Annotated in this window: 31 protein-coding genes and 1 tRNA gene; 17 read left to right on the forward strand and 15 right to left on the reverse strand. The window is 69.6% G+C overall.

All coding sequences use genetic code 11. The annotated features are described in order from the left end of the window. Window positions 1-708, forward strand: a 708-nt coding sequence (locus tag ACFY1E_RS43880; RefSeq protein ID WP_389087121.1) for a DUF4232 domain-containing protein, incomplete at its 5' end; no start/stop codon positions are given. Window positions 709-723: 15 nt separating this feature from the next. On the opposite strand, the gene ACFY1E_RS43885 is transcribed toward ACFY1E_RS43880, so the two are convergent. From ACFY1E_RS43885 to ACFY1E_RS43895, 3 genes are all read right to left on the reverse strand, one after another. Next, a complete protein-coding gene (locus tag ACFY1E_RS43885; protein WP_389087124.1) occupies window positions 724-942 on the reverse strand; it encodes a hypothetical protein in 219 nt (72 codons plus the stop codon). Between the two features lie 342 nt (window positions 943-1,284). Beyond that, window positions 1,285-1,503, reverse strand: a complete 219-nt coding sequence (locus ACFY1E_RS43890; protein ID WP_344399543.1) for a hypothetical protein — start codon at window positions 1,501-1,503, stop codon at window positions 1,285-1,287. A 44-nt stretch (window positions 1,504-1,547) separates the two neighbouring features. Next, window positions 1,548-1,781: a hypothetical protein gene (locus tag ACFY1E_RS43895; protein WP_389087126.1), complete on the reverse strand. Its 234-nt coding sequence runs from the start codon at window positions 1,779-1,781 to the stop codon at window positions 1,548-1,550. A 178-nt stretch (window positions 1,782-1,959) separates the two neighbouring features. Between ACFY1E_RS43895 and ACFY1E_RS43900 the strand changes: the two genes are divergently transcribed. Further along, window positions 1,960-3,090, forward strand: a complete 1,131-nt coding sequence (locus ACFY1E_RS43900; RefSeq protein WP_389087129.1) for an FAD-dependent oxidoreductase — start codon at window positions 1,960-1,962, stop codon at window positions 3,088-3,090. A gap of 93 nt (window positions 3,091-3,183) precedes the next feature. Here the strand turns inward: ACFY1E_RS43900 and ACFY1E_RS43905 are convergent, their stop codons facing one another. The 3 genes from ACFY1E_RS43905 to phoU form a co-directional block, all read right to left on the reverse strand. After that, complete coding sequence (locus tag ACFY1E_RS43905; protein WP_389087131.1) at window positions 3,184-3,432, reverse strand: SCO4226 family nickel-binding protein; 249 nt, start codon at window positions 3,430-3,432, stop codon at window positions 3,184-3,186. A gap of 134 nt (window positions 3,433-3,566) precedes the next feature. Then, window positions 3,567-3,719 carry a hypothetical protein gene (locus ACFY1E_RS43910; RefSeq protein ID WP_266682052.1) on the reverse strand — a complete coding sequence of 51 codons (153 nt, stop codon included), beginning with the start codon at window positions 3,717-3,719 and terminating at the stop codon, window positions 3,567-3,569. A gap of 130 nt (window positions 3,720-3,849) precedes the next feature. Next, window positions 3,850-4,551, reverse strand: a complete 702-nt coding sequence (gene phoU, locus ACFY1E_RS43915; RefSeq protein WP_389087134.1) for a phosphate signaling complex protein PhoU — start codon at window positions 4,549-4,551, stop codon at window positions 3,850-3,852. Between the two features lie 248 nt (window positions 4,552-4,799). Here phoU and ACFY1E_RS43920 point away from each other — a divergent pair, with 248 nt between their 5' ends. Together ACFY1E_RS43920 and ACFY1E_RS43925 are read left to right on the forward strand one after the other, a co-directional pair. Then, entirely contained in the window at window positions 4,800-6,068 is a 1,269-nt protein-coding gene (locus ACFY1E_RS43920; RefSeq protein WP_389087137.1) for a sensor histidine kinase, read from the forward strand. Next, window positions 6,065-6,745, forward strand: a complete 681-nt coding sequence (locus ACFY1E_RS43925; RefSeq protein WP_015659563.1) for a response regulator transcription factor — start codon at window positions 6,065-6,067, stop codon at window positions 6,743-6,745. Before ACFY1E_RS43920 ends, ACFY1E_RS43925 begins: the two co-directional genes overlap by 4 nt. A 76-nt stretch (window positions 6,746-6,821) precedes the next feature. On the opposite strand, the gene ACFY1E_RS43930 is transcribed toward ACFY1E_RS43925, so the two are convergent. Then, entirely contained in the window at window positions 6,822-7,493 is a 672-nt protein-coding gene (locus ACFY1E_RS43930; protein WP_389087139.1) for a DUF461 domain-containing protein, read from the reverse strand. 612 nt (window positions 7,494-8,105) lie between these two features. Between ACFY1E_RS43930 and ACFY1E_RS43935 the strand changes: the two genes are divergently transcribed. From ACFY1E_RS43935 to ACFY1E_RS43960, 6 genes are all read left to right on the forward strand, one after another. After that, entirely contained in the window at window positions 8,106-8,588 is a 483-nt protein-coding gene (locus ACFY1E_RS43935; RefSeq protein WP_003953493.1) for a CarD family transcriptional regulator, read from the forward strand. Window positions 8,589-8,864: 276 nt separating this feature from the next. Beyond that, the gene (ispD, locus tag ACFY1E_RS43940) at window positions 8,865-9,617 is read left to right on the forward strand and encodes a 2-C-methyl-D-erythritol 4-phosphate cytidylyltransferase (protein WP_389087142.1); all 753 of its coding nucleotides are present in this window, start codon (window positions 8,865-8,867) and stop codon (window positions 9,615-9,617) included. Then, on the forward strand, window positions 9,607-10,113 hold the full coding sequence (gene ispF / locus ACFY1E_RS43945; protein ID WP_389087144.1) for a 2-C-methyl-D-erythritol 2,4-cyclodiphosphate synthase: 507 nt from the start codon (window positions 9,607-9,609) through the stop codon (window positions 10,111-10,113). The genes ispD and ispF overlap by 11 nt, the downstream gene beginning before the upstream one ends. Before the next feature lie 70 nt (window positions 10,114-10,183). Continuing rightward, a complete protein-coding gene (gene cysS / locus ACFY1E_RS43950; protein WP_389087146.1) occupies window positions 10,184-11,581 on the forward strand; it encodes a cysteine--tRNA ligase in 1,398 nt (465 codons plus the stop codon). A gap of 107 nt (window positions 11,582-11,688) precedes the next feature. Next, a complete protein-coding gene (gene rlmB, locus ACFY1E_RS43955; protein ID WP_389087149.1) occupies window positions 11,689-12,630 on the forward strand; it encodes a 23S rRNA (guanosine(2251)-2'-O)-methyltransferase RlmB in 942 nt (313 codons plus the stop codon). A 166-nt stretch (window positions 12,631-12,796) separates the two neighbouring features. Further along, complete coding sequence (locus ACFY1E_RS43960) at window positions 12,797-14,470, forward strand: DoxX family membrane protein (RefSeq protein ID WP_389087151.1); 1,674 nt, start codon at window positions 12,797-12,799, stop codon at window positions 14,468-14,470. Between the two features lie 145 nt (window positions 14,471-14,615). Here ACFY1E_RS43960 and ACFY1E_RS43965 read toward each other — a convergent pair whose 3' ends face one another. The 3 genes from ACFY1E_RS43965 to ACFY1E_RS43975 all read right to left on the reverse strand — a co-directional run bounded on the left by ACFY1E_RS43965 (window position 14,616) and on the right by ACFY1E_RS43975 (window position 17,294). After that, window positions 14,616-15,347, reverse strand: coding sequence for an NDP-sugar synthase (locus ACFY1E_RS43965; RefSeq protein WP_389087153.1), 732 nt, complete (start codon window positions 15,345-15,347; stop codon window positions 14,616-14,618). Between the two features lie 118 nt (window positions 15,348-15,465). Beyond that, window positions 15,466-15,921, reverse strand: coding sequence for a hypothetical protein (locus ACFY1E_RS43970; protein WP_389087155.1), 456 nt, complete (start codon window positions 15,919-15,921; stop codon window positions 15,466-15,468). Window positions 15,922-16,157: 236 nt separating this feature from the next. Next, complete coding sequence (locus ACFY1E_RS43975) at window positions 16,158-17,294, reverse strand: sn-glycerol-3-phosphate ABC transporter ATP-binding protein UgpC (protein WP_344399557.1); 1,137 nt, start codon at window positions 17,292-17,294, stop codon at window positions 16,158-16,160. 214 nt (window positions 17,295-17,508) lie between these two features. On the opposite strand from ACFY1E_RS43975, the gene ACFY1E_RS43980 reads away from it, so the two are divergent. Next, window positions 17,509-17,582, forward strand: a tRNA-Thr gene (locus ACFY1E_RS43980). Between the two features lie 46 nt (window positions 17,583-17,628). Here ACFY1E_RS43980 and ACFY1E_RS43985 read toward each other — a convergent pair. Beyond that, a complete protein-coding gene (locus ACFY1E_RS43985; protein WP_389087159.1) occupies window positions 17,629-19,053 on the reverse strand; it encodes a condensation domain-containing protein in 1,425 nt (474 codons plus the stop codon). Window positions 19,054-19,474: 421 nt separating this feature from the next. Between ACFY1E_RS43985 and ACFY1E_RS43990 the strand changes: the two genes are divergently transcribed. From ACFY1E_RS43990 to ACFY1E_RS44005, 4 genes are all read left to right on the forward strand, one after another. After that, window positions 19,475-19,744, forward strand: a complete 270-nt coding sequence (locus ACFY1E_RS43990; RefSeq protein WP_389087161.1) for a hypothetical protein — start codon at window positions 19,475-19,477, stop codon at window positions 19,742-19,744. Between the two features lie 216 nt (window positions 19,745-19,960). Then, complete coding sequence (locus ACFY1E_RS43995; RefSeq protein WP_389087164.1) at window positions 19,961-20,314, forward strand: hypothetical protein; 354 nt, start codon at window positions 19,961-19,963, stop codon at window positions 20,312-20,314. Between the two features lie 372 nt (window positions 20,315-20,686). Further along, the gene (locus ACFY1E_RS44000) at window positions 20,687-21,100 is read left to right on the forward strand and encodes a hypothetical protein (RefSeq protein ID WP_389087166.1); all 414 of its coding nucleotides are present in this window, start codon (window positions 20,687-20,689) and stop codon (window positions 21,098-21,100) included. A 123-nt stretch (window positions 21,101-21,223) separates the two neighbouring features. After that, complete coding sequence (locus ACFY1E_RS44005; protein WP_389087169.1) at window positions 21,224-21,631, forward strand: hypothetical protein; 408 nt, start codon at window positions 21,224-21,226, stop codon at window positions 21,629-21,631. Between the two features lie 155 nt (window positions 21,632-21,786). Here the strand turns inward: ACFY1E_RS44005 and ACFY1E_RS44010 are convergent, their stop codons facing one another. The 3 genes from ACFY1E_RS44010 to ACFY1E_RS44020 form a co-directional block, all read right to left on the reverse strand. Continuing rightward, window positions 21,787-22,092 carry a hypothetical protein gene (locus ACFY1E_RS44010; RefSeq protein ID WP_389087171.1) on the reverse strand — a complete coding sequence of 102 codons (306 nt, stop codon included), beginning with the start codon at window positions 22,090-22,092 and terminating at the stop codon, window positions 21,787-21,789. 245 nt (window positions 22,093-22,337) lie between these two features. Beyond that, window positions 22,338-22,631, reverse strand: coding sequence for a hypothetical protein (locus ACFY1E_RS44015; protein WP_030941334.1), 294 nt, complete (start codon window positions 22,629-22,631; stop codon window positions 22,338-22,340). 169 nt (window positions 22,632-22,800) lie between these two features. After that, window positions 22,801-23,274 (reverse strand): hypothetical protein, encoded by a 474-nt coding sequence (locus ACFY1E_RS44020; protein WP_389087173.1) that lies wholly within the window; start codon window positions 23,272-23,274, stop codon window positions 22,801-22,803. 416 nt (window positions 23,275-23,690) lie between these two features. Here ACFY1E_RS44020 and ACFY1E_RS44025 point away from each other — a divergent pair, with 416 nt between their 5' ends. Continuing rightward, window positions 23,691-24,437 (forward strand): hypothetical protein, encoded by a 747-nt coding sequence (locus tag ACFY1E_RS44025; protein WP_389087176.1) that lies wholly within the window; start codon window positions 23,691-23,693, stop codon window positions 24,435-24,437. A 74-nt stretch (window positions 24,438-24,511) separates the two neighbouring features. Next, window positions 24,512-24,790: a hypothetical protein gene (locus ACFY1E_RS44030; protein ID WP_351480701.1), complete on the forward strand. Its 279-nt coding sequence runs from the start codon at window positions 24,512-24,514 to the stop codon at window positions 24,788-24,790. Window positions 24,791-24,857: 67 nt separating this feature from the next. Here the strand turns inward: ACFY1E_RS44030 and ACFY1E_RS44035 are convergent, their stop codons facing one another. Next, window positions 24,858-25,340, reverse strand: a complete 483-nt coding sequence (locus ACFY1E_RS44035; protein WP_389087178.1) for a GNAT family N-acetyltransferase — start codon at window positions 25,338-25,340, stop codon at window positions 24,858-24,860. Window positions 25,341-25,354: the final 14 nt, after the last annotated feature.

The raw sequence follows: 25,354 nt of genomic DNA on the forward strand, positions 1-25,354 counted from the left end.
CGTACGCACCGTACGCACCGTATCGCCCGTTCCGCCGCCCTGGCCGCCGTCACCGGCGCGCTGGCGCTTGGCCTGACCGCCTGCGGTGGCTCCGGCGGCGGCTCGAAGGCGGTGGGCGGTGACCACGCCGCCGGTGCCGCGCAGAACCTGTCCGTGTCCAAGGGGGACGGCAAGGGCGGCGCGGGGCAGGCGGCCGGCAGCACCGGCAGCACCGGCAGCACCAAGAAGGGGGTCCGCGCGGCAACCGGTTCGGGCGGCGCGGGCAAGGGCACGACGGTCGGCGCCCAGCAGTGCCGAGGGGACGAGATGCTGGTCACCGCAGCGCACCGGTTCGCCGGTCAGCAGGGCGACCACCTGCTGATCACCGCAGTGAACGAGGGCGCCAAGCCCTGCTGGGTCACCTCGTACCCGGCCGTGGTGCTCGACTGGAACGGCCACGACGTGGCACTGCCGCACTCCAAGAAGGACAACCTGGGCGGCGGCAAGCACATCACGCTCCAGCCCGGAGGCAAGGCGTACAGCGCGGTGAACCTGTTCGACTACGGCTCGAAGAACCACACGGCGCAGTCGCTCGCCGTCGCGCTGCGGGGCGCGGACGGCCACGACGGCCCCTTCTACTCCGTCGTCATGAAGGGCCAGAAGCCGCAGTTCAGCTGGACCGAGGCGGACGTGCTGAACTGGAGCACCAAGAAGCCGTACGACTTCTGAGGGCCGCCGGCGCCGTCAGGGGAGCTTCTTCATCACCCGCAACCCGATCCAGTACGCCAGGACGGCAACCGCGAAGCTGACGAAAGAAACGGCAGTGTGCGGATAGTCCCGGGTCAGTCGCTCGGCCGGGTCGCGGGCCAGTCCGAAAGTCAGGAAGTAGCCGGTCGTGGCCGCCAGGGCGGCTCCGGCCCGGTCCTTGGTCCACCGCGCCTTCGGCCCGGAGTTGCTTGTCATCGGACGGTTGTACCGGGGACAGGGGCGGTGCACAAGATCCCGCCGTTCGGACGCGTCCCGGTCGTGGCCCGGCGACCGGCTGCCTTGAGCCTGTGACCGGTGGAGGCAGACGCCTCGAAGTGGCGGCCCGGGCTGTTGCCCAGTGGATCCTGACGACGGGTCGTCATCGGCTTGGTGGGCTTGGGCATCGACGAGTTCAGGAGTTGGCCGGCGTCCGCCGCGGTGGCCGCTGCTGCCGTCGCGACCGAGAAGTCGTCGGACCGCCGGCACCGGAGTCGGCGACGGAGGAAGGCGCGCACCTCTTCCGGCTCCGTGGCGACCGGCGAGTGATCGCAGCTTCCGTCACGCCTCCGGGCCCCAGTGTTCCGGCCCCACTCCCCGCCAGTCGATCCACGGCGAGTGCGCCACGTCCGCCGGATCGATCTCCAACCCCGCCCGACGGAGGAACTCCGCGACGTCGGCCACGTTGTACGCCAGCCCGAGGATCTCGCCGTCCACGCGCACGCGTCGGCCTCCCGTGGGCGACGGGGGGTGCACGATCACGCGAATCGGTCCGGCCATGCCTTCAGGATCATCCGGGATGTCCGGGCCTGCACTCCAGCGTGTCATCGGGGAAGCCGCTCACTGGTGGTTCCGTGTGATCGTCCCAGGTCACGCAGTTCCCACCAGGCCGCGGGGCTCGGGCGCCGGTGCTGCCAGTAGGGGTGGAAGTACAGCTGGGCCGACAGCTGGTGCAGGCGCCGGCGCAGCTCGGTGCGGCCGGGGTGCTCCGCGAGCCGGCGGTAGGTGGCGCTCCAGTCCTGCTGCGCCTGGGCGAGGTCGTCGGGGAACGGTCGCATGACCGAATTCAAGCATGTGTTCGATTTTCTGGGCCAGTCCGCTCGCTGTCGGGCGGATGTAGGCGAGTCGTCGGTGGCTGTCGGGTAGATGTAGGCGGCTCGTCGGCGGGGGCTGACACCTTCCAGGGACGGGACCGGCCGGAGCTCGCCGGGTGGCCCGAATCCCTGAGGAGTCACCATGCACACACCTGCCACGATCATCGGCGCCGGACTCGGCGGACTCACGCTCGCCCGCGTTCTGCACGTCCACGGCATCCCGGCCACCGTCTACGAGGCGGAGGCCTCCCCGTCGACCCGCGCACAGGGCGGGATGCTCGACATCCACGACTACAACGGGCAGCTCGCCCTCCAGGCCGCCGGTCTGATGGACGAGTTCCGCGCCATCGTCCTGGAGGGCCGCGAGGCGATGCGGATCCTCGACCCGGACGGGACCGTCCTGCTCGACAAGGACGACGACGGCAACGGCGGACGCCCCGAGGCGATGCGCGGCGAGCTGCGGCAGATGCTGATCGACTCGCTCCCGGCGGGCACCATCCGGTGGGGTCACAAGGTCACCGGCACGCGTGCCCTCGGCGAAGGGCGCCACGAGGTGACCTTCGCGAACGGCACCACGGTCGTCACCAGCCTGCTGGTCGGTGCCGACGGCGCATGGTCACGGGTCCGGCCGTTGCTCTCCGACGCCACACCCACGTACACCGGTACGTCGTTCGTCGAGACCTATCTGTACGGGGCCGACACCCGGCATCCCGCCGCCGCGAAGGCGGTCGGCGGCGGAATGATGATCGCGCCCTCGCCGGGCAGGGAGATCTTCGCCCACCGGGAGAGCGGCGACACCCTGCACATGTACGTGGCGCTGGCCAAGCCGCTGGACTGGTTCGCCGCGATCGACTTCACCGATTCCGCCGCGGCGCTCGCACGGATCGCGGCGGAGTTCGAGGGCTGGGCACCGGAACTCACCGGGCTGATCACCGACAGCGACACCGCGCCGGTCCTGCGTTCCCTGCACGCCCTGCCGACCGGCCACCGCTGGGACCGGGTGCCGGGCGTGACCCTGCTCGGGGACGCCGCCCACCTCGCGACCCCCAACGGCGAGGGCGCCAACCTCGCCATGCTCGACGGCGCCGAACTCGGCAAGGCCATAGCGGCGCACCCGGACGACACCGAGGCCGCGCTCGCCGAGTACGAGCAGGCCATGTTCCCGCGCAGCGCCGAGGCCGCCACCTTCGAAGGCGGCGAGATGCCCGGGATCGACTCCGAGGCCAACACCGCCCGCGGCCTGATCGCCATGTTCACCCAAAAGGGCGAATGAGCCGCGGTTTCTTCCGGGGGCACCTCCTACGGTCACGGCCCCCTGCCCGCGTACTCCGCAGGCAGGGGGCCGTTCGCAGATCACGCACCGAGGTCAGACCGACAGCGGCACCGCATGCACCTCGTCCGCCTTGTGACCCGACCGCTCGTGGATGCGCTGCACCGCCTCCGCCGAGGGGGCCTCCGAGAGGCAGTAGACCGTGCCGGACTCGGGGTCCGCCCAGGCCTTTTCGAAGTGGACGCCCTCCTCTTCCTCTATGGCGAGGTCCGCCTGGTGGGCCTGTTGCAGCTGCTCGGCCGTGATGCCCTTCATCCCGTGGTGTACGTCCATGAACTGCGCCATGGCAGCGCACCTCCTTCCGATCCTGCTTCCATGCTGCGCTCGCAGGCAGTCCGGGGCGACTTACGACGAAGGGCCCCGGCACTCTCACCGGGGCCCTTCACCGTCGTACGAGTCGTGGAAATCAGCCGGAGCGGTCAGCCGCACTGGCAGGGGTTGCCCGACTGGCACCCGCAGCCGCAGCCCGAGCCGCAGCCGCACGCGCCGAAGAGCGGGAGGCTCCTGATCTCGGCGGGCTGGTCCGTCTCGCGCTCCTGCGTCGGGTCGGGCGTGGTGGGGGCTTCGGCCATGGGTCCTCCTGGAGGCCTAGAGGCTGGTGCCTGTGCCCATTGCATGCCCGCCGTGCTGGGCGCATCAACGGCGCACTGTGGCGTCCACACGCCCCGCCGCCGGGGTTCACGCCCCCGGGAACCCTCGGCGCTACGCCCCGTCGCCCCCGGCCACCGGCTGGATCTCCGGCTGGACGTCGGCCTGCAGATCGTCCGCGTGCTCACCCGTCACCAGGAACACCACGCGCTTGGCGACGGCCACCGCGTGGTCGGCGTAGCGCTCGTAGTAGCGGCCGAGGAGGGTGACGTCCACCGCCGTCTCGATGCCGTGCTTCCAGCGGTCGTCCAGCAGGTGCTGGAAGAGGGTGCGGTGCAGCAGGTCCATCTCGTCGTCGTCGGACTCCATCTGGAGCGCCAGGTCGACGTCCTTCGTGACGATCACCTCGGCCGCCTTGGCCATCAGGCGCTGCGCGAGCTGGCCCATCTCCAGGATGGTCGCGTGCAGGTCGTGCGGGATCGCACGCTCCGGGAAGCGGAGGCGGGCGAGCTTCGCGACATGCTGCGCCAGGTCGCCCGAACGCTCCAGGTCGGCCGACATACGGAGCGAGGTGACGACGATACGGAGATCCGTCGCCACCGGCTGCTGACGGGCCAGCAGGGCTATGGCCCGGGCTTCGAGGTCGTGCTGGAGCTCGTCGACCCTCTTGTCGGCCTCGATGACGCTCTCGGCCAGCTTGAGGTCGGAGTCGAGGATGGCGGTCGTGGCGCGCCCGATCGCCGACCCGACCAGCCGGGCCATCTCCACCAGACCGTCGCCGATCGAATCCAGTTCCTCGTGGTACGCGTCCCGCATCAGGGATCCCTCTCTTACGTGTCCTTCGGGGCTGCCGGGGGCAGGTGCTCGTACGTCCTACGGCCGGAAACCGACCGTTCGAAAACGGTGCTTCGCACCCCACGCTCCCACGTTCCGGCCCGCACGCGTCCGTTTCCGTCATCCCAAATGAACCATCACTGGCTCCAAGGTGAACTCTGGGCGACGAGTGTTCGAGCTCGCACCTCGACGGCTGTGGGGATGTCGTACCCCATGCCTAACCTGTTTGCATGGACGTGAACGCGGCGGTCGCCGCAGCGGCAGCGATCGCCGGGGTGCTCACCGGCGTGATCGCCATGCTGGCGTTCCGCTGGAGCGAGCGGGAGCAGAAGCGCCCCACCCGCACCTCCCTGCACACGGACCCGGTGCTTCCGCCGGGCGTGGACACCGTCCTGTCCGTGCTCCGCTCCTCGGCCGTCGTCCTCGACGAGGCCGACGCGGTCGTCAAGGCCAGCTCCGCGGCGTACGCCCTGGGCCTGGTCCGCGGCGGCAGGCTCTCCGTGGAACCGATGCTGCAGATGGCCCGGGACACCCGGCGGGACGGGGAGATACGCCAGGTCGAGCTGGACCTGCCGCGGCGGGGCACCGGGCGGGGCGGCGACGCGCTCGCCGTCTCCGCGCGCGTGGCACCGCTCGGCTCCCGGCTGGTGCTCCTGCTGGTCGAGGACCTCACCGAGGCCCGGCGTATCGAGGCGGTACGACGCGACTTCGTCGCGAACGTGAGCCACGAACTGAAGACCCCGGTCGGCGCTCTCTCCCTTCTCTCCGAGGCCGTCATGGACGCCTCGGACGACCCGGAGGCGGTGGAGCGCTTCGCCGGCCGGATGCAGATCGAGGCCACCCGGCTCACCAGCCTGGTGCAGGAACTCATCGACCTGTCCCGGGTGCAGAACGACGACCCCCTCGAGGACGCCGAACCCGTCCGGGTGGACGAACTGGTCGCCGAGGCCATCGACCGCTGCCGCCACCAGGCCGGCACCAAGCAGATCACCATGGCCGCCGGCGGCACCGCCGACCTGTATGTCTGGGGCAACAGGGGTCAGCTGGCCGCCGCCCTGGGCAACCTTGTGGAGAACGCCGTCAACTACTCACCCGCCCGCACCCGTGTGGGCATAGCCGCCCGCCGGGTGACCGCGCCCGGCGGTGACCACATCGAGGTCGCCGTGACCGATCAGGGCATCGGCATCTCCGACAAGGACAAGGAGCGCATCTTCGAGCGCTTCTACCGCGTGGACCCCGCCCGCTCCCGTGCGACCGGCGGCACGGGCCTGGGACTCGCGATCGTCAAGCACGTGGCCGCCTCGCACGGCGGGGAGGTCACCGTGTGGAGCTCCGAGGGTCAGGGCTCCACGTTCACCCTGAGGCTGCCGGAGGCGGGGGCTGCCCGCGACCGTGCCCAGCCCCACCCCGACCCGGACGATCTCGACGACGAGGCCGACCGAGACACCCCCCAGTCATCCCCGTACGAACCGCTTCCCGCCCCGGAGGTCCTTCCGTGACCCGAGTGCTCGTCGTCGAGGACGAGGAGTCCTTCTCCGACGCCCTGTCGTACATGCTCCGCAAGGAGGGCTTCGAGGTCGCGGTCGCGACCACGGGCCCCGACGGACTCGACGAGTTCGAGCGCAACGGCGCCGACCTCGTCCTCCTCGACCTGATGCTGCCCGGGCTGCCGGGCACCGAGGTGTGCCGTCAGCTGCGCGGCCGCTCCAACGTCCCCGTCATCATGGTGACCGCCAAGGACAGCGAGATCGACAAGGTGGTCGGCCTGGAGATAGGAGCCGACGACTATGTCACCAAGCCGTTCTCCTCGCGTGAGCTGGTCGCCCGCATCCGGGCCGTCCTGCGCCGCCGCGGCGAGCCCGAGGAGGTCACCCCGGCCGCCCTGGAGGCCGGCCCGGTCCGCATGGACGTGGACCGCCATGTGGTCACGGTCTCCGGCTCCAAGGTCGACCTCCCCCTCAAGGAGTTCGACCTCCTGGAAATGCTCCTGCGCAACGCAGGCCGCGTCCTGACCCGCATGCAGCTCATCGACCGCGTCTGGGGCGCCGACTACGTCGGCGACACCAAGACCCTCGACGTCCACGTCAAGCGCCTGCGCGCCAAGATCGAGCCGGACCCGGGCGCGCCGCGGTACCTGGTGACGGTCCGTGGGCTCGGGTACAAGTTCGAGCCGTAGGCCGCCCATCAGGCCGTACGACGAAGGGCGGGACCTCCTGGAGAGGTCCCGCCCTTCGTCGTACCCGTACGCGTGCTCAGTGCCCGGCGGCCGACTTCGACGGCGAGACGCTTGCGGAGGCCGCGTCGGTCGGGGTGGCCGAGGTGGCCGGCTTCGAGGCCGAGGTGGACGGGTTCGGGGACGCCGTCGTGCTCGTGCCCGGCTTGGGGGTGGGGGAGGCGGGGGCCGACGGGATCTCGCTCGGGCCCCACCCCTCGAAGTAGCTCTGGGCCGGGACCACGAAGGCGCGCAGGCTCACGTCGCCGGTCTTGCTGAAGGTGAAGGTGACCTTGCGGACACTGCCGTCCTGGACCGCCTCGCGTCCGTTGGGCAGCACGGCGCTGGCGTTGCCCTTGCCGCCGATCACCAAGGAGCCGTGCGCCGGCACGACGAGCTTGCCGTTGCCCTTGGCCGGCTTGATCTGGGCGGTCGCGTTGACGTTCGGGAGGGTGATCGAGTCCACCGTCTGCGCGGTGTCCCCGTTGTTGAAGAGGGTCGCCGAGATCACGGCCGGACCGGGCGCCCGGACGTCGGGCTGGGTGATGATCAGGGCGTTCTGCACCTTGAGGTCGCCGACCTTGGTCGCCGCGTTGTCCGGCTTGATTTCCAGCGTCTGAGCGTCGCCGCCCGCGCCGCACGCGGCGAGCGAGGCGATCGAGAACGCGATGGCGGCGGCGGCGAGGGCGCCGCGTCGAAGGCTGCTGCTCACGGCGGCGGCAACTCCTTGACTCGAGCGTGGCGACCCGTAAAGCCGCCCTAAGTGTCTGTCAGCGGCCTTAGGTTACCGAGCCACCCCCGAGTCGCCGCACCCGACCCTCCCTCTGGCCCCGGCATGGCTCACCAGGGAGTAGTCCACAGGGGGTGGCCCACGCCCGTCCGGCATTCACATAAGTCGCCCGGCATACCCCGTCCGGCGGGGCGCAAAATTTCCGTGAAGGAATGCGCGGCCACCCCCGGAATTGATCACACACGGAACAAGCCACAGAACAACACGCCACGTAGATGGGTGCCCGTGATCAATTCCGGAATCGACGCGGAAGCGACTCCCGCCACCGAACGGAGTAGCGGAAGTCGCACACTTGGAAGCGGACATATGCGGACGTTCGTCCCCTCGGAGGGGCCTCCGGATGCGTGTAACGTACGCGTTTCACTTCCCCCGGAGAGCCGCTCCGACCTGCGAATACCTTCTTCCGTCGGGCCCGCGCAGCACGTTCCTGTTGCTGTTGTCAAGCCCCGAGATATGCCCTGACCTGCGAAAACGCCATTCAGAACCCGCGGTTTCCGTGTTACCCTGGATAGCCACGGAAGGGGTACCTGTCACATGACGTTCAAGGTTGGCGACACCGTGGTCTATCCCCATCACGGGGCCGCGCTGATCGAGGCCATCGAAACTCGCCAGATCAAAGGCGTGGACAAGACCTACTTGGTGCTGAAGGTCGCCCAGGGTGACCTGACGGTGCGTGTGCCAGCGGACAATGCGGAGTTCGTCGGCGTACGTGATGTGGTCGGTCAGGACGGGCTGGACCGGGTCTTCGAGGTGCTGCGCGCGCCGTATGCCGAGGAGCCCACGAACTGGTCTCGTCGTTACAAGGCAAACCTGGAGAAGCTCGCCTCCGGCGATGTCATCAAGGTCGCGGAAGTAGTGCGTGACCTGTGGCGTCGTGAGCGCGAGCGCGGACTGTCCGCGGGTGAGAAGCGGATGCTCGCCAAGGCACGCCAGATCCTGGTGAGCGAGCTCGCCCTCGCGGAGAACACGAACGAGGACAAGGCCGAGGCCCTGCTCGACGAGGTTCTCGCGTCCTGAACCTGACAGCAGGCGCAAGCCCGCTTCAGCACTCAGTACATTGAAATGCCGCGGTGCCCGATGACGTATTTCCTGTCGCCGGGCGCTGCGGCATGTTCATAGCCAGGCGCCTTGCGTACATCGTCACTGCCGGGGAGGTTCCCCCGCGATACTTGGCGTGCCGGGCCCGGGCAGCTGGCTCGACCGGTGTCACGGAAGGGTCCGGTCAAGGCGTCGCGCCCGGCACTTCCCAGGCCATACCCACGCAAGGCCAGCACACAAACCTGACAGGAACCGATGTCTGACGATTCGCGCCCCTCGCCCGCCGGAACCCGTACGGCTGCGGTGATTCCGGCCGCCGGACGGGGCGTACGCCTTGGTCCGGGCGCCCCCAAGGCGCTCCGCGCGCTGGGCGGCACCCCCATGCTGATCCATGCCGTGCGGGCCATGGCCGCATCCCGCGCGGTCTCCCTGGTCGTCGTTGTGGCGCCGCCCGACGGCGCGCCCGAGGTCAAGTCGCTTCTCGACGCCCATGCGCTGCCCGAGCGGACCGACTTCCTCGTCGTCCCGGGCGGCGACTCGCGCCAGGAGTCCGTGAAACTCGGCCTCGACGCCCTGCCGCCCGGCTACGACATCGTGCTGGTGCACGACGCGGCAAGGCCGCTGGTCCCGGTGGACACGGTGGACGCCGTGATCGAGGCCGTACGGGAAGGTGCGCCGGCCGTCGTGCCCGCGCTGCCCCTCGCCGACACCGTCAAAGAGGTCGAACCGGCGGCGGCACCCGGCGAGCCGGAGCCGGTGGTGGCCACCCCGGAGCGCTCCCGCCTGCGCGCCGTGCAGACCCCCCAGGGCTTCGAACGGGCCGCGCTCGTCCGCGCCCACGAGACCGTGACCGACGACGTCACCGACGACGCCGGCATGATCGAGCAGCTGGGCCTGCAGGTCGTGGCCGTACCCGGCCACGAGGAGGCCTTCAAGGTCACGCGCCCGCTGGACCTGGTCCTGGCGGAGGCGGTCCTGGCCCGCCGGAGGCTGAACGATGGCTTCTGACTCCTTCGACGGGCCGCTGCCCCAGGTCGGCATCGGCACCGACATCCACGCCTTCGAGGAGGGCCGCGAGCTGTGGTGCGCGGGCCTGAAGTGGGAGGGCGAGGGCCCCGGACTGGCCGGCCACTCCGACGCGGACGTCGTGGCACACGCCGCGTGCAACGCGCTCTTCTCCGCCGCCGGCCTCGGTGACCTGGGACAGCACTTCGGCACCGGCCGCCCCGAGTGGTCGGGTGCCTCCGGCGTCACCCTCCTCACGGAGGCCGCGCGCATCGTCCGCGAGGCGGGCTTCCGCATCGGCAACATCGCCGTACAGGTGGTCGGCCCCCGCCCGAAGATCGGCAAGCGGCGCGACGAGGCGCAGAAGCTGCTGTCGGAGGCGGCCGGTGCGCCGGTGTCGGTATCGGGCGCCACGACGGACGGGCTCGGTTTCCCGGGCCGCGAAGAGGGCCTGATGGCGATCGCGACGGCACTGGTGGTGCGGGCCGTCCGGGGGTGAACGTCACGAAACCGTCCCCCTTGAGCGGAAGGGGCGCAAGGCACTGCCCCGCGCCCACTACCCTGGAGTGGTGACCATTCGCCTGTACGACACCAACGCCCGGCAGATCCGTGACTTCGCCCCGCTCACACCGGGTTGTGTCTCGATCTACCTCTGTGGTGCCACCGTGCAGGCGGCCCCGCACATCGGGCACATCCGGTCGGGCCTCAACTTCGACATCATGCGCCGCTGGTTCGAGTACCGCGGCTATGACGTGACGTTCATCAGGAACGTCACGGACATCGACGACAAGATCATCGCGAAGGCGGCCGAGCAGAACCGCCCCTGGTGGTCGATCGGTTACGAGAACGAGCGCGCGTTCAACGACGGCTACACCGCGCTCGGCTGCCTCCCGCCGACGTACGAACCGCGCGCGACCGGCCATGTCACCGAGATGGTCGAGATGATGCAGGGCCTCATCGAGCGCGGACACGCCTACGAGGCCGACGGCAACGTCTACTTCGACGTGCGCTCCTTCCCGGGCTACCTGGAGCTGTCCCGGCAGGAACTCGACAACCTCCAGCAGCCCTCGGGCACCGGCGAGACCGGCAAGCGCGACCCGCGCGACTTCGCCATGTGGAAGTCCGCCAAGCCGGGCGAGCCGACCTGGGCGACGCCGTGGGGCCGCGGCCGTCCCGGCTGGCACCTGGAGTGCTCGGCGATGGCGCACAAGTACCTGGGCAGCGCCTTCGACATCCACGGCGGCGGCCTCGACCTGATCTTCCCGCACCACGAGAACGAGATCGCCCAGGCCAAGGCCTTCGGCGACGACTTCGCGCAGTACTGGGTGCACAACGCCTGGGTGACCATGGCGGGCGACAAGATGTCGAAGTCGCTGGGCAACAGCGTCCTCGTCTCCGAGATGGTCAAGACCTGGCGCCCGATCGTGCTGCGCTACTACCTGGGCACCCCGCACTACCGCTCGATGATCGAGTACAGCGAGGAGTCGCTGCGCGAGGCCGAGTCGGCGTTCGCGCGCATCGAGGGCTTCGTGCAGCGCGTGGTGGAGAAGGCCGGCTCCGTCGAGCCGTCCGCCGAGGTGCCGCCCGCCTTCGCCGAGGCGATGGACGACGACCTGGGCGTCCCCCAGGCCCTCGCCATCGTGCACACCACGGTCCGGCAGGGGAACTCCGCCCTCGCCGCCGACGACAAGGAAGCCGCCGTGGCCCGCCTCGCCGAGGTGCGCGCCATGCTCGGCGTCCTCGGACTCGACCCGCTCGACCCGCACTGGGCCGGCGAGGCCGACCGCGGCGAGGACCTGCACGGCGTGGTCGACAGCCTCGTACGCCTGGTCCTCGACCAGCGCGAGGCGGCCCGTGGCCGCAAGGACTGGGCCACCGCGGACGCCATCCGCGACCAGCTCAACCAGTCGGGTCTCGCCATCGAGGACGGCCCGCAGGGTCCGCGCTGGAGCCTCGGCCCGCGCTGACCCAGCAGCTGATCAGAAGATCGATTGTGCCGCCCGGCCGTCCGGGCGGCACACTTCATAGACGTACGAACGCAGGCTTCACCCATTTGAGAGCAGACAGGTAGGTCATGGCAGCCAACAACCGCCGCATGTCCGGCAAGAAGGGCGCGCAGGTCGGCAGTGGCGGCCAGCGGCGCAAGGGCCTGGAGGGCAAGGGCCCGACCCCGCCCGCCGAGATGCGCAAGGGGCACAAGAAGAACCGCATCGCGACCGCGAAGGCCAAGCAGGCGCAGCGCCGTCCGGTGGCGCGCGGCCGCGGCGGCAAGTCGTCGTCCGAACTGGTCGTGGGCCGCAACCCGGTGGTCGAGGCGCTGCGCGAGGGCGTGCCCGCCTCCACGCTCTACGTCCAGCAGTTCATCGACAACGACGAGCGTGTCCGCGAGGCCCTCCAACTGGCCGCCGAGCGCGGCGGGATCAACCTCATGGAGGCCCCCCGCCCCGAGCTCGACCGCATGACCAACGGCCTCAACCACCAGGGGCTCGTCCTCCAGGTCCCGCCGTACGAGTACGCCCACCCGGAGGACCTGGCGAGCGCCGCCTACGACGAGGGCGAGGACCCTCTGATCGTCGCCCTCGACGGCGTGACCGACCCGCGTAACCTCGGCGCCGTCGTCCGTTCCGTCTCCGCCTTCGGCGGCCACGGCGTGGTCGTCCCCGAGCGGCGCGCGGCCGGCATGACCGCCGGCGCCTGGAAGACGTCGGCCGGTACGGCGGCCCGTACGCCCGTCGCCCGGGCCACCAACCTGACGCGTGCCCTGGAGGCGTACAAGAAGCAGGGCATCGCGGTCGTCGGCCTCGCCGCCGACGGTGAGCACGAGATCGGCGAACTGGAGGCCCTGCAGGGCCCCGTCGTGATCGTGGTCGGCAGCGAGGGCAAGGGCCTGTCCCGGCTCGTCGGCGAGACCTGCGACTTCCGGGTGCGGATTCCGATGCCGGGTGGGGCCGAGTCGCTGAACGCCGGTGTGGCGGCGGGGATCGTTCTGTACGAGGCGGCTCGGCGGCGGGGCTGACGGGAGTCGGCAGCTGAGAGGGGCCGGGGCGGGCCGTCGGCGCGGCTGAACATGCGTTCGTGCCATCACTCGTACGGGTCAATCTGGGCGTCACGGACAACGTTGACGCGATCCGGACACATCCGGCGGGTCAAAGCAGTGTCCTAACGACACGTCACTCGGTTAGATGAGTGTGGACACCAGAACACCCCGCACGCCCCCGGGGGACGGCCCGTCGGGATTCGATGACGCTCCCGCGCTGAGCATGGTGAAGGTGCCGAGCGATCCGGCGCAGGTCATCGTCAATCATGCGAGCTTCCGTGTGCAGCTCGGCGCCTCGGCCCGCACCCGATCGCCGCGGATCGCACGGCACTTGACCGCCACCCAGGACGCCGCCCGCACGGCCGCCGCCGGTTCCGCCGCGGGCCGGGCGGGCTCGGTCGCCCGCCGCCGTCCGGTCGTCTGGAGCGGCAGGTCGGCCCCCGACGACACCGGCGCGCACCGCCTGCTCCAGGCCGTGCGCGGCGGCAGCGTCCGGCACGGCGACGACCAGTCCGTCGACGCGGGAGCCACCCAGGTCATCCCGCGCGTGGAGGTCGGCGGCTACGGCGAGGCCTACGACGAGCTGGAACGGACCGTGGAGACCCCGATCGTCGGCGCCCAGCGCGGCCGCCCCTCGGACGACATCGTCGGCACCCGCCTCCTTCCCGGCATGCGCACCGGCGGCAGCGGATACGACGAGGAACAGGCCTACGGCGGCCAGGAGTTCGAGGACTTCGACGAGACGGACGAGTTCGACGACCCCGAGGGGTTCGACGACTCCGACGAGTTCGGCGAATTCGACGAGGAGGACGCCGACCGGCCCGCCAGGCGGCAGGGCGTCGACCCGGCACGGCACGCCTACTACCCGGGCCGCCGGATGAACCTCGGCGTCGTCCTGCTGCCCCTGCGCATCTTCCTCGGCTTCATCTCCATCTACGCCGGCATGGGCAAGCTGTGCGACCCCGTCTACTTCGACGGCGGCAAGCGCGGCTCCATGGTCAAGTGGCTGAACACCCTGCACCCGTGGGAAGTCGCCGAGCCGCTGCGGCAGTTCGCCCTGCAGCACCCCGTCGGCTCCGGCCTGGTCATCGCCTTCGCACAGGTCGTCGTGGGCGTGCTCACGGTGCTCGGCTGCTGGCAGCGGGTCGCCGCCGTCTTCGGCGCACTGCTGTCGGCCGCGCTGATCGTCACCGTCAGCTGGAAGACCGTTCCCGCCTATGACGCCCCCGACATCATCTACCTCGCCGCCTGGTCCCCGCTGATCATCGCCGGCGCCCCCGTCTACTCCGTCGACGGCCGCCTCGCCGGCAGCGCCTGGCGGCGTCTGGGACCCTCCTCCGACATCTGGGACCTGCGCGCCTACGTCCTGCGCCGCGGCGCCCTCATCACGGCGGTCGTGACCGGCCTGACCCTGCTCGTCGGCTCGCTGCTCGGCGGTGCGGTCCGCGACGCCGACCGCGTCATCGTCCCCGGTCCCGGCGAGGCCCCGCGCAACGAACTGCCGGGATCCCCGCTCCCGCAGGAGCCGCACAAGCGGCACAGCCAGTCGCCCTCGGCCTCGCACACGCCGACCCACGGCGCCACCGCCGGTTCCAAGCCCTCCGGCGCGGCGACCACACCGGGCGCCACCGCGACCGGCGGCGCCCCCAGCCAGACCCAGGGCACCGCGGGCCACACCCCGCGCCAGCACTCCTCACCGTCCGGCGGCGCCCCCAGCACCAGCTCCGGCCCCACCTCCGGCGGCGCAGACGGCGGCACAGGCTCCACCGGCGGCTCCTCCTCGGGCGACCCGGGCCTGGTGGGCGGCCTACTGGGGTAGCCAGAGCCGCTCAGCATCGGGTCCATACGAAAGGGTCCCGCACAAAACCGTGCGGGACCTTTTCAACATGCGGTGCTGCAGCGCCCGGAAGGGGCGCGGGGAACTGCGCGACAAGCCCCCACTGGCCGGCAGCCAAAAAACAACCTCACCGCCCCAGAGCGGCCAGCTCCTTCGCTGCCTCGGTCAGATCCTTCGCCGTATCGATGGCGCGCCAGTACGCCCCCTGCGGGATCGCGAACCCGGCCAGCCGCCGCTCACGGGCCAGATGAGGGAAGGTCGTCCGCTCGTGATCCCCCCGCTCCGGAAGCAGATCAGCGAACTCGGGGGAGAAGACGTACACACCCGCGTTGATCTCGAACGTCGACGGCGGCGCCTCGATGAAGTCCGTGATGCGCCCGAAGCCGTCCGTCTCCACCGCGCCCCACGGGATGCGCGGCCGGGCCAGGGCGAGCGTCGCGACCGCGTCGCGCTCCGTGTGGAAGTCGGCCATGTCCCGCAGCGAGAAACGGGTCCAGATGTCGCCGTTGGTGGCGTACCAGGGGCGGTCCGGGTGCGGGAGATGGGCGGCGGCGTACTTCAGCCCGCCGCCGCGCCCGAGCGGCTCCGTCTCGACGACCGTCGTCACCTTCACCGGCAGGTCGGCGGACTTCAGCCAGTCCTGCAGCACCTCGGCGAGATGGCCGCAGCTGACCACCACGTCCGTCACGCCCTCCTCGGCCAGCCAGGCAAGCTGATGGCCGATGATCGGAGTCCCCGTGCCGGGGATCTCGACCATCGGCTTGGGCCGGTCGTCGGTGTACGGACGCAGTCGTGAGCCCTGGCCACCGGCCAGGACGACGGCTTGAACGGGGCGGGACGCGGCGCTCGGATGGGTCATGACCGAACTGTACGGTGCGTCCCGCCCGCGTCCGGAGCCTGCAACCGTTCCTTAATCAGCCGTTACCCTCCTCCGAACCGTCCGTGGTGTCCACGGCGGAGGAGGGGCGGTTCCGGTCTCAGCTCAGCGCGGCCGCGACGCCCGAGGCGAAGGACGTGTCGCAGACCGGGCGGGCGTAGGACTGGGCACGGGTGGGGCCGTACATGCGCACCGCGGCGCGGCCCAGGGACCGGGCGATGGACACACAGTGCTTTGCGAGCGACGGGCGCTCGTTCACGGCCTGCTGCAGGTGCGTGAGGACCGTGCCCGGGTCCTCCTCCTGGAGCTCGCCCAGGAGCTTGTCGCGCAGCACGTCCTCGGGGGCGCGGTGGGCGGCCTTGGCGGCCGAGGTGATGTCGGACGCGTCCGAGGCGGTGAGCACCGAGTCCGAGGGGTTTCCCGTCCAGTTGACTCGGGTGACCGCGAGGGTCCCGGAAAGCACCAGGACGACGGGCAGGACAAGGGCGAGCGTGCGGCCGATCCGGCGGGCGGGGCCCCGGCCGCGTCGCGTCTGTTGGTTAGTGGAGTGCTTCACGCGAGTGAGAGTAGCGCCAGGTGATGATTTGGCGACATTTAGTAATCAATTCGGGGGACGAAAAGCCGCTTCGAATCGGGCGCGAAGTTGACGCACGGTGCTCGAAATGACCGATGTGCCGGGGTAAACAGCGACAACAAGAGGGGCCCCGCAGGGGTCTGCGGGGCCCATCTTCGTCAACCTGGGTGAATTACCCGGGATGGGTGTTTCGGAAGTTGCCGGTCGGCCGAGTGGCCTCAGTCGGTGAGACGCTCACCCGTGGAGGTCGAGAACACGTGTGTCTCGCCCGGGCGGGGCACCACGTGCAGGGTCGAGCCCTTCTCCGGCACCCGGCGGCCCTCGACACGGACGACCAGGTCCTTGGTCTCGCCGCCGACCTCGGCGGTGCCGTAGACGTAGCCGTCGGCGCCGAGCTCCTCGACGACGTTCACGGAGACCGCGAGACCGGCCGGCTTGTCCTCGGTGTCCTTCGACAGCGCGGCGGCGACGCCGCCGCCCTCCTCGACGATGTCGAAGTGCTCGGGCCGGACGCCGACGGTGACGGTGCGGTCGCCCTTGTCGGAGGCGGCCTTCAGGGCGTCACGGTTGACCGGGACGACGCTGTTGCCGAACTTCACGCCGCCGTCGGTGATCGGGACCTCGACCAGGTTCATGGCGGGGGAGCCGATGAAGCCGGCGACGAAGAGGTTGGCGGGCTTGTCGTACATGTTGCGCGGCGAGTCGACCTGCTGGAGCAGACCGTCCTTGAGCACGGCCACGCGGTCGCCCATCGTCATGGCCTCGACCTGGTCGTGGGTGACGTAGACGGTGGTGATGCCGAGACGGCGCTGCAGCGACGCGATCTGCGTACGGGTGGACACACGGAGCTTGGCGTCCAGGTTGGACAGCGGCTCGTCCATGAGGAAGACCTGCGGCTCACGCACGATGGCGCGGCCCATCGCGACACGCTGGCGCTGACCACCCGAGAGGGCCTTCGGCTTGCGGTCCAGGTACTCGGTGAGGTCGAGGATCTTCGCGGCCTCTTCGACCTTCTTGCGGATCTCCGCCTTGTTGACGCCGGCGATCTTGAGCGCGAAGCCCATGTTGTCGGCCACGGTCATGTGCGGGTACAGCGCGTAGTTCTGGAACACCATGGCGATGTCCCGGTCCTTCGGCGGCAGGTGCGTGACGTCGCGGTCACCGATGCGGATGGCGCCGGCGTTCACGTCCTCGAGCCCCGCGAGCATGCGGAGCGAGGTGGACTTGCCGCAGCCGGACGGACCGACGAGGACGAGGAACTCGCCGTCCCCGACTTCGATCTCCAGACCGTCGACGGCGGGCTTCTCGGTGCCCGGGTAGATCCGGGTCGCCTTGTCGAACGTAACAGTGGCCATGGTGATGGGCCCCCTTCTACCGGCAGGAACGTGCCGGACGATCCGTTGTAGGAAGGTGGTGTAGTCCACGAGGGTGAACTGGCTCAGGACGCTACCTGGCGTTCGCCTGGTCTGTCAGTACCCCCGGGCCTGTGAACTTCGCGGAAATTTTCGACAGGGGCCGGCCGGGACCTGGGTACACTGCACGGGCACGCACGCGAAGCTTGCGTGCGAGGCCTCCTTAGCTCAGCTGGTCAGAGCGCCGCTCTTGTAAAGCGAAGGTCGTCGGTTCGAATCCGACAGGGGGCTCGGTGAACAGGGGCGGTCCCGTGCGGGACCGCCCCTGTTCGTGCGTTCACCCGGCAAGGTCGTGCGGTGCGAATTCGCTGGCGCGCTGCTCGCCGGCCACGGTGAGGATGACGTCCCGCAGCCTCTCGACGTACAGCCGCATGTTCTTGTACGCGATGTCGGTGTCGGGGTAGCGGCAGGTGAACCACAGTCCCTCGTGCAGCCGGTTCAGCCAGATGCACACCTGGTCGCCGTAGGACACCCGCACCAGTCCGTAGGCCGCCAGCTCGTCCCAGCGCTCGGCCCCGGGGATGCCTCGTGCGTCGACGAACGAGACGATCGAGTACAGGTCGGGCGAGGTCGGCCGGAAGTCCTCGCCGAGCAGCCGCAGTACGCGGGCGAGCGGCATGCGCGCCAGCGACCTGTTGGCCTGCAGTTCGGCACGCACGGCGGTCAGCGCGGTGGGGAAGTCGGGCGCCTCGTCGATGGCGACCTCGATCGGGGCGCCGCCGACGTACCAGCCCACTGAGTTGGACCACTTGGACTTCACCCGGGTGTGGAACGGCACGACGGCGCGGTAGACGGGCTGTCCGCCGATCTCGTGGACGATGAGGCTGGTGGCGGCCAGGGCGCCGACGAGGCTGCCGCCGAAGGGCCGGCAGTACGACTCGAACGCCGCGGCGGCGTCCGCGTCGACGAGCATCTCGCGCATCAGCTTCTGCCTGGGCAGGTCACCGCCGGGCTCGACACCCAGGTCGACGGGGAAGTTGGGCAGCTTGCCGTTGCACCGCCGGATGAAGTCCCGCCAGCGGCCGACGATGGCGTGGGTGCCGTCGATCCGGTCCGCGTCCGCGCGCTCGATCTCGCAGAAGTCGACGTAGCTGCCGACCGGTGACTCCTCGACGGGACGCCCCTCGGCGGCCGCCGTGTAGAGCTCGTTGATCTCGGCGGGCATCCGCTGGATGGAGTAGGAGTCGACATTGCTGTGGTCGAACGCGATGTACAGGCTCGCGCCGTCGTCCCTGACGACCGCCGTGTAGAGGAAGTTGGGCCAGCTCAGCGCGCTCGCGGAGGCGTCGAAGCGGTCCTGGAGGTACTGGACGAGCCGCGCCGGGTCGGGGAAGTCGCCGATGTCCTCCCGGTGCAGGGACACGTCCTCGGTGGCGAGCGTGAAACGGCGCATCTCGTCGCCGTCCCAGCGGAATCCGCTGCGCAGCGTCTCGTGCCGGAGCGTCCAGCTGCGCAGTGCGTCCTGCAGCGCGTCGAGGTCGATCCGGCCCGGGATGTCGAATGCCGTACCGACCCAGGTCGGCACGAACAGGCCGTCCTCGTGCACCGATCGGGCGGTCCTGATGTGCGACTCCTGGACGTACGCCGGCGGCCGGGGGTCCTCCGGGAGGCCCGCCGCCACGGTGACGGTCGCCGGACTGAGCGCCCACTCGACGAGCCGTCCGGGCCGGACTTCGCAGCGCTGGATGTCGGTGATTCGCACGGGCGTCTCCTGTCGCAGTTGGAGCCCGAATCGGGCGGACCCGATCAAGGGAATGCCGCGACCGCGAAAGGAGATACCCGGAACATGGGGTGTTCCCACTTTTGAGTGGATTGAGTGATCGGCGGATGTGCGCCAATCGGTGTGCAGGACACCGCTATTCACTCGTCCGGGCATTTCAACATACGAACAAGTCGCGCTCGAGAAGCCGGAGTTCATCCCGGCCCGGGGGCGAGCGACCCCCATTCTCGTACGGGAAGAATACGCGCTCCTTCGAACGGACTTTGCGTAAGCCGGAGTTGCCGCGCGTCGAGTGGACACGGGATATCCGGCAGTGTGGAATGCCTATCGTTACTGCTAGTGTTCGTCCAGTCACAGTAGGCAATCTGCCTCGACATCCAGGCAATGAAGGACCGAGGGTTTCATGCGCAAGCTTCAACAGGCCATGATCGCAGCAGCAGTGGCGGCTGGCGGTCTCTCCGTCATCGGTGCCGGCGCCGGCACCGCCTACGCCCACGGCCACGGCCACGGTCACGTCCGCGACACCAAGCCGAAGGTGACGGAGCACTACCGGCCGTACCAGGAGTGCAGTCCGCAGACCGTGGCCGACGGCGACCTCCCGATCGGCGTACTCGGTCTCTCCGAGACCTTCGACACCACCTGTGGTCAGTTCAACAACGCCTTCACTTCGTAATCGTGCGCGACGCTTTCCGCGAGCCCCTCGGGGTCACCCCCCGCAGGGGCCCGTTCACGTGTGGCCGCCCGGAGCGCGAGGCCGCGCCGGTGGCCCGCATGCGTTCGTGATGGCACTGGAAGTTCCTTCAGCAGGTCAGCCCTTCACTTCGTAGGCGAAACGGGCCGGTCCGCGGCGCACGGCGCCCGGGTGCCCCTCACAAAGGAAACGGATCACATGCTCAGTAGGAAGAAGATCGCGGCCGTCTCGGGGCTTCTGTACGGCCTCGCCGTGACCTGCGCCGGAGCCACTCAGGCGTATGCGGCAGCCGGCCCGGGAGCCTGCACCGTGAGCGCGTCGGGCGATGTCACGTGTGTCCAGCGGTTCGCGGGCAAGACGTCCGACGGTGAGGACTTCATCGTCCGCCGGGCCAACACCTGCACCCCGCAGAAGCCCATGGAGCTGCCCGTCATCCCCCTGCTGAACAGCGGGAGCACCAAGATCGGCCCCGCAGTGACCTGTTCCCCCAACGACACCGGGGTCGACGACAGGGACACCCCCTCGGAACTGCCTGGTGGCATTCTGGGCTGAGGTCCGCACTTCGAAGCGACGGACGGCCGGACCGGGGCGACCCGGACCGGCCGTCCGCTTTTTCCGTGCCGTTTTTCTCGGCCCGCCGCGGCAGATGGGTGACTGCCGCTTTCCGACCGTGACTTGGGCCGGGGGAATCGTCGTTTTACGGGTGAGCGCCGATTGCGCGACCGAACCGGATCATCAACTGCCCGTCCCGCAACATCCCTTTCCCTCTCCCAGCCCGCGGCCGAGCGGGCGGAAGGCTGCTTTGGCATAAGCCGACACGGTCACAGAAGGGCCCAAGATCCCAAATGACTACGTTTCGTGTGTATATGCTCACATTAAGTAGTCGAGCCAGGGCTTCCCGCCCAGCTAGGAAAGGGTCTAATCATGCGCAAGTTTCAGCGCGCCGCGGCAGTGATTGCAGCGGTCGCGGGGCTCTCCGCCCTCGGGGCCGGCGTCAGCAGCGCCACCGACGGCTGGGGCGGCGGGGCCACCGCGGTGGCTTCCTCGCAGGCCAACGCCGTGGCCTACGGCGGCGGCGGGGGATGGGCTCCGCACGACGCGCCGCAGGCGGCTCCGTACGGTGCCCCGCAGGCCGCTCCGTACTTCGCGCCGATGAACGTCAACTTCGCGCCGCCGGCCGCGCCGCAGGCCGCCCCGATGGCCGCACCCCAGCCCGCCCCCCAGTACTTCGTGCCCCAGTACGTCGCCCCCCAGTACATCGCCGCGCCGCAGTACGCCGCCCCCCAGGCAGCCCCGCAGTACGCGCCGCAGTACGCCGCCCCGTACGGCTCCAGGTAAAGAAGCCCCTGGCGCAACGACCTGAACAAAACCCTCAACGGCAAAGGCAGCCCGGACGCGCAGTAAACCCATCAGGGTGCGCGTCCGGGCTGTACCGATATATCGATCAAAGGAACACAGCGCATGTTCAGTCGGCAGAAAATCGCAACCGTCTCGGGGATCATCGGAAGTCTCGCCGTGATCTGCGTCGGGGCCGTGAACGCGCAGGCGGACGAGAACCCGCACGGCTGCAAGACCAACGCGGCAGGGGAAACCGTCTGCGTGCACAAGAGCGAGAGCGTCCACAAGGACAAGCACGGCACGTTCGTCGTCAAGCAGTCGCAGAGCTGCTCGACGACGGCGCGCCCGCGACTCGTGCTGCCCGAGGACGGCATGCTCAACAACGGGTCGACGCATGTCGGGCCGGTGGTGGACTGCACCAACAAGGCTCCGACGCCCAAGGGGTTCAAGCGGCCCCACATCAGGGCGTTCCATGTCACGGCGCCCCATGTGACGGCGCCCCGTGTCAAGACGCCGCACTTCGACTTCTGAGGTGCGATCGTCGAGTGCCGGACCGGGACAACTCCCGATCCGGCATTTCGGCATTCCGGCCCTGTGAGACGTTCCGGGCCCGTGAAAGCCCGGGTGCCCCGGCCGACCGGCCGGGGCACCGAGGACTGTTCTGACTTTCGGGCTTGTTTTCCGGCTTACTTGCCGACGCTGTTGTTGCAGCCCATGTTCGAGCCCAGGTGGGTGTCCTGGGCGCCCGGGTTGCCCTCGCCGTTCAGCAGGTTGCCCGCGACGCCGTTGAGGATGCCGACCTGGCCGAGGACGTCGACGTTGGCGTCGTGCGAACGGCAGGTGGTGCTCTGCAGAATGTTGAAGCCACCGCCGCGATGGCCGCCTTCGCCCGAGCCGAAGCCGCCCTGATCGGCGTGGGCGGCGCCGGCGCTCAGGAGTCCGACGCTGCTGAGGGCAGCGACCAGGACGGCAGCCTTGCGAAGCTTGTGCATGACATCTCCGGTGGAGTGAAGTGGATGCGATCCGTGACGGATCGACTTCGTGCAGTTACGGAGGCTAATAAGAAATACCCGTAAAAGACTGTGCGGCGCGCCGAATTCGGGATCATCCTCACTGCCCTGGTCGATGCCCGGAAATATCACTGGCGTGACAAAAAAAGGGGGCCCCGGCACCGAGTCTGGAGCTCGGTGCCGGGACCTGCTTCCCGCTCTCGGCCGTCTAAGCGACCGTCATTCGACTAGAAGGCGCTGTTGTTGCAGCCCATGCTCGAGCCGATGTGGGTGTCCTGGCCTCCGGCGTTGCCCTCGCCGTTGAGCGCGTTGCCGAGCAGGCCGTTGAGGATGCCGACCTGGCCGAGGACGTCGACGTTCAGGTCGTGCGACTTGCAGTTGGAGCTCTGCAGCACGTTGAACTTGTCGCCACCCTTGCCGCCCTTGCCCCCGTCGTCGTGAGCCTGAGCGGTGCCGGCACCGAGGAGTCCGACGGTGCTGAGGGCGGCGACCAGGACGGCAGCCTTGCGAAGCTGGTGCATGTCATCTCCGGTGGAGTGAGTGGGTGCGATCCGTAACAGATCGACTTCTTACAGTTACGGAGAATAATAGGAAATAACCGACAATCACCTAGCGACGCGCCGTGTCCTGTGATCTTGTTGCGGCAGCTCCCTGAAGTCGTCCGGCGATCCCGGTGGGCCTCTGCGGCTCCTAGTGGGCCTTGGCGAGGGCGTTCGCCTGACTGTTGGCCTGCGTGCACGCGACGCCCTTGGTCTCGGCGGCGGCGAGCACCGCGACCGGGAGGTTCGCGTTGAGCACGGACTGCGGGCTGCACTCCTGGGCGGGGCGGAAGAGGTTGAACTGGTCGGCTGCGCCACTGGACTGCGTCGGCGCCGACGGCGAGGAGATGTGCGGGTTGAGCTGCGGGTTGATCTGCGGATTGACCTGCGGGGCAACCTCGGCGGGCTGCGCCGGGGCCATCTGGCGCGGGGCGGACGGGCCGGACGGGCCGGACGCGTGGGCGGTGGCCTGGGTGGCCGTGAAGGCGCCGGCCATGGCGGGGCCCGGGGGCGGGGCACTGTTGCCGTAGGCGACAGGAGAGTCGGCGACACTGGGGCCGACGCCGATGGCGGACAGACCGCCGGCCGCTGCTACGACGAGCGCGACGTGCTGGAACTTGCGCATGGAACCTTCGGCCCTTCATTGACCTGGCATGGACGTACTGAAATAGCAGATGAGCCAGTTGAGTTGTGGCTGTTCTCGCTGCCCTGGGCGGCTGCGGTGGGTGATGGGTCTTCGCTCTGTCCCCGTGGGGAACGAAGCAAGTTCCGGGCCAGTCACGGCAGTCGGGGAGCAGTCACCCGTTCGCCCCCGGCGGACCGGTTATCCGATCAATTCCAAATGGGTGACGGAATTCTCGATCCCGTGACCGGTCAGAAGGAAATGTCGTTGCCAGCAGGGAGAGGGCAGCGACCGTGAACCGGTGAGAGGGGCAAGGGGATCCGCTGTCGGCTCCCGCGTGAACATCAGACTGAGCGCACGCAACACAGCACTGAATACAACGGATTTCCCTGCACAGGTATTGAAGGGCCGAGGGTTCCATGCGAAAGATTCACAAGGCCGCGCTCGTCGTAGCAGCGGCCGGCGGTCTGTCCGCCATCGGCGCCGGCGTCAGCCATGCCGACGCCTACCCCGGGTACCCCGGTGGCGCTCCGGCCGCCCCCTACTACCCGGCCCCGGCGCCCGCGTACTACCCGGCTCCGCAGTACGCGGCCCCGGCGCCCGCCTACTACCCGGCCCCGGCACCGCCCCCGCAGTACTACCCGGCCCCGGCTCCCCAGTACTACCCGGCACCCCCGCAGAGCGCTCCGCCGCGGGCCGTTGCCGCGTCCACCGCGGACAGCACCGCGCAGTCCGGCGGCCCGCAGTCCTACGCCCAGCCGGCCCCGCAGTACGTGCCCCAGGCGCCCGCCCCGCAGGCCGCGCCGCAGCCGAGCCAGGCCACCGCCGTCGCCTCGTCGGTGGGTGGCGCGCAGGCCGGTGCGCCGGCGTCCGCCCCGCAGGCCGCGCCGCAGCAGCAGCCGCTGGTTCAGCCGCAGGTCGCCCCGCAGTCCTCGCCCGAGGTCATGCCGAAGGTCGCCCCGCAGGTCGCCATGCCCCAGGTCTTCAACCCGGAGCCGGCTCCGCATGTCGCCCCCCAGGTGAACCCGCAGTTCAACCCCCAGGTGAACCCGCTCATCGACCCGCTGGTCTCGCCCGCCAGCGCAGCACCGCAGGTGCCCGGGCTCGGCCTCGGACAGGTTGCTGCTCCTCCCGTCGGGAACCTGGGTCTGCCCCGACTCGGCTGATGGCCGCCCGCTGGTTGTCCGTCGTCCCAACTCGATCTGCTGCAGATCACTTCCGCTCGATCAATGGAGAAGAAATGCGCAAGCTTCAGAAGGTCGCCATCGTGGGCGCCGCTGTCCTCGGCAGCATCGGCGCCTTCGGGGTCGGCCCGGCCTTCGCACACGGCGAGCCGGGGCACGACATCGACGTCATGCAGGACATCGAGTGCCGCTCGCACGACATGAACGTCGACGTCATCGGCAACCTCGGCGCCCTCAACGGCCTGCTGGGCGGCGCGCTCAACGGTGAAGGCGACCCGGGTGCCCAGCCCGCCCACCTCGGTTCGGACATGGGCTGCAACAGCAAGGCCCTCTGAGCAGCCGCGCTACCGCTTCTCGCCCAGGTCGGGAGCAATCCGGCCTGGGCTTTTGCACGTTTCGGCGTCAGCTGCTCCGGTCGGCCAGCTTCTTGAGCGCGTCGTCCGTCAGCCGGTACACCGTCCACTCGTCCTGCGGGCGGGCGCCGAGGGACTCGTAGAAGGCGATGGCCGGGGTGTTCCAGTTCAGGACGGACCATTCGAGGCGCTCGTAGCCGCGCTCCGTGCAGATGCGGGCCAGTTCGGTCAGGAGGGCTCTGCCGTGGCCGGCGCCTCTTGCGGTGGGGCGGACGTAGAGGTCCTCCAGGTAGATGCCGTGGACGCCGCGCCAGGTGGAGAAGTTGAGGAACCAGAGGGCGAAGCCGACGGGGGTGCCGGTGGCGTCGTCGGTGGCCATGTGGGCGTAGGCGGCGGGGTGCTCGCCGAAGAGGGCGTCGTGGAGCTGGGCCTCGGTGGCCCTCGCCTCCTGCGGGACCTTCTCGTAGGTGGCCAGTTCGCGGATCAGGGCGTGGATGACGGGGATGTCGGCGGGGGTTGCTTCGCGGATCACTCCGTGAGGTTACG

The sequence above is a fragment of the Streptomyces sp. NPDC001604 genome, from assembly GCF_042893475.1.
Classification (GTDB): Bacteria; Actinomycetota; Actinomycetes; order Streptomycetales; family Streptomycetaceae; genus Streptomyces.

What these genes read in the sequence shown, in the direction of transcription:
- ACFY1E_RS43885 (WP_389087124.1), bottom strand. Translation starts at nt 942, where the DNA reads ATGACAAGCAACTCCGGGCCGAAGGCGCGGTGGACCAAGGACCGGGCC.
- ACFY1E_RS43890 (WP_344399543.1), bottom strand. Translation starts at nt 1,503, where the DNA reads ATGGCCGGACCGATTCGCGTGATCGTGCACCCCCCGTCGCCCACGGGA.
- ACFY1E_RS43895 (WP_389087126.1), bottom strand. Translation starts at nt 1,781, where the DNA reads ATGCGACCGTTCCCCGACGACCTCGCCCAGGCGCAGCAGGACTGGAGC.
- ACFY1E_RS43900 (WP_389087129.1), top strand. Translation starts at nt 1,960, where the DNA reads ATGCACACACCTGCCACGATCATCGGCGCCGGACTCGGCGGACTCACG.
- ACFY1E_RS43905 (WP_389087131.1), bottom strand. Translation starts at nt 3,432, where the DNA reads ATGGCGCAGTTCATGGACGTACACCACGGGATGAAGGGCATCACGGCC.
- ACFY1E_RS43910 (WP_266682052.1), bottom strand. Translation starts at nt 3,719, where the DNA reads ATGGCCGAAGCCCCCACCACGCCCGACCCGACGCAGGAGCGCGAGACG.
- phoU (WP_389087134.1), bottom strand. Translation starts at nt 4,551, where the DNA reads ATGCGGGACGCGTACCACGAGGAACTGGATTCGATCGGCGACGGTCTG.
- ACFY1E_RS43920 (WP_389087137.1), top strand. Translation starts at nt 4,800, where the DNA reads ATGGACGTGAACGCGGCGGTCGCCGCAGCGGCAGCGATCGCCGGGGTG.
- ACFY1E_RS43935 (WP_003953493.1), top strand. Translation starts at nt 8,106, where the DNA reads ATGACGTTCAAGGTTGGCGACACCGTGGTCTATCCCCATCACGGGGCC.
- ispD (WP_389087142.1), top strand. Translation starts at nt 8,865, where the DNA reads ATGTCTGACGATTCGCGCCCCTCGCCCGCCGGAACCCGTACGGCTGCG.
- ispF (WP_389087144.1), top strand. Translation starts at nt 9,607, where the DNA reads ATGGCTTCTGACTCCTTCGACGGGCCGCTGCCCCAGGTCGGCATCGGC.
- rlmB (WP_389087149.1), top strand. Translation starts at nt 11,689, where the DNA reads ATGGCAGCCAACAACCGCCGCATGTCCGGCAAGAAGGGCGCGCAGGTC.
- ACFY1E_RS43960 (WP_389087151.1), top strand. Translation starts at nt 12,797, where the DNA reads ATGAGTGTGGACACCAGAACACCCCGCACGCCCCCGGGGGACGGCCCG.
- ACFY1E_RS43965 (WP_389087153.1), bottom strand. Translation starts at nt 15,347, where the DNA reads ATGACCCATCCGAGCGCCGCGTCCCGCCCCGTTCAAGCCGTCGTCCTG.
- ACFY1E_RS43975 (WP_344399557.1), bottom strand. Translation starts at nt 17,294, where the DNA reads ATGGCCACTGTTACGTTCGACAAGGCGACCCGGATCTACCCGGGCACC.
- ACFY1E_RS43990 (WP_389087161.1), top strand. Translation starts at nt 19,475, where the DNA reads ATGCGCAAGCTTCAACAGGCCATGATCGCAGCAGCAGTGGCGGCTGGC.
- ACFY1E_RS43995 (WP_389087164.1), top strand. Translation starts at nt 19,961, where the DNA reads ATGCTCAGTAGGAAGAAGATCGCGGCCGTCTCGGGGCTTCTGTACGGC.
- ACFY1E_RS44000 (WP_389087166.1), top strand. Translation starts at nt 20,687, where the DNA reads ATGCGCAAGTTTCAGCGCGCCGCGGCAGTGATTGCAGCGGTCGCGGGG.
- ACFY1E_RS44005 (WP_389087169.1), top strand. Translation starts at nt 21,224, where the DNA reads ATGTTCAGTCGGCAGAAAATCGCAACCGTCTCGGGGATCATCGGAAGT.
- ACFY1E_RS44010 (WP_389087171.1), bottom strand. Translation starts at nt 22,092, where the DNA reads ATGCACAAGCTTCGCAAGGCTGCCGTCCTGGTCGCTGCCCTCAGCAGC.
- ACFY1E_RS44015 (WP_030941334.1), bottom strand. Translation starts at nt 22,631, where the DNA reads ATGCACCAGCTTCGCAAGGCTGCCGTCCTGGTCGCCGCCCTCAGCACC.
- ACFY1E_RS44020 (WP_389087173.1), bottom strand. Translation starts at nt 23,274, where the DNA reads ATGCGCAAGTTCCAGCACGTCGCGCTCGTCGTAGCAGCGGCCGGCGGT.
- ACFY1E_RS44025 (WP_389087176.1), top strand. Translation starts at nt 23,691, where the DNA reads ATGCGAAAGATTCACAAGGCCGCGCTCGTCGTAGCAGCGGCCGGCGGT.
- ACFY1E_RS44030 (WP_351480701.1), top strand. Translation starts at nt 24,512, where the DNA reads ATGCGCAAGCTTCAGAAGGTCGCCATCGTGGGCGCCGCTGTCCTCGGC.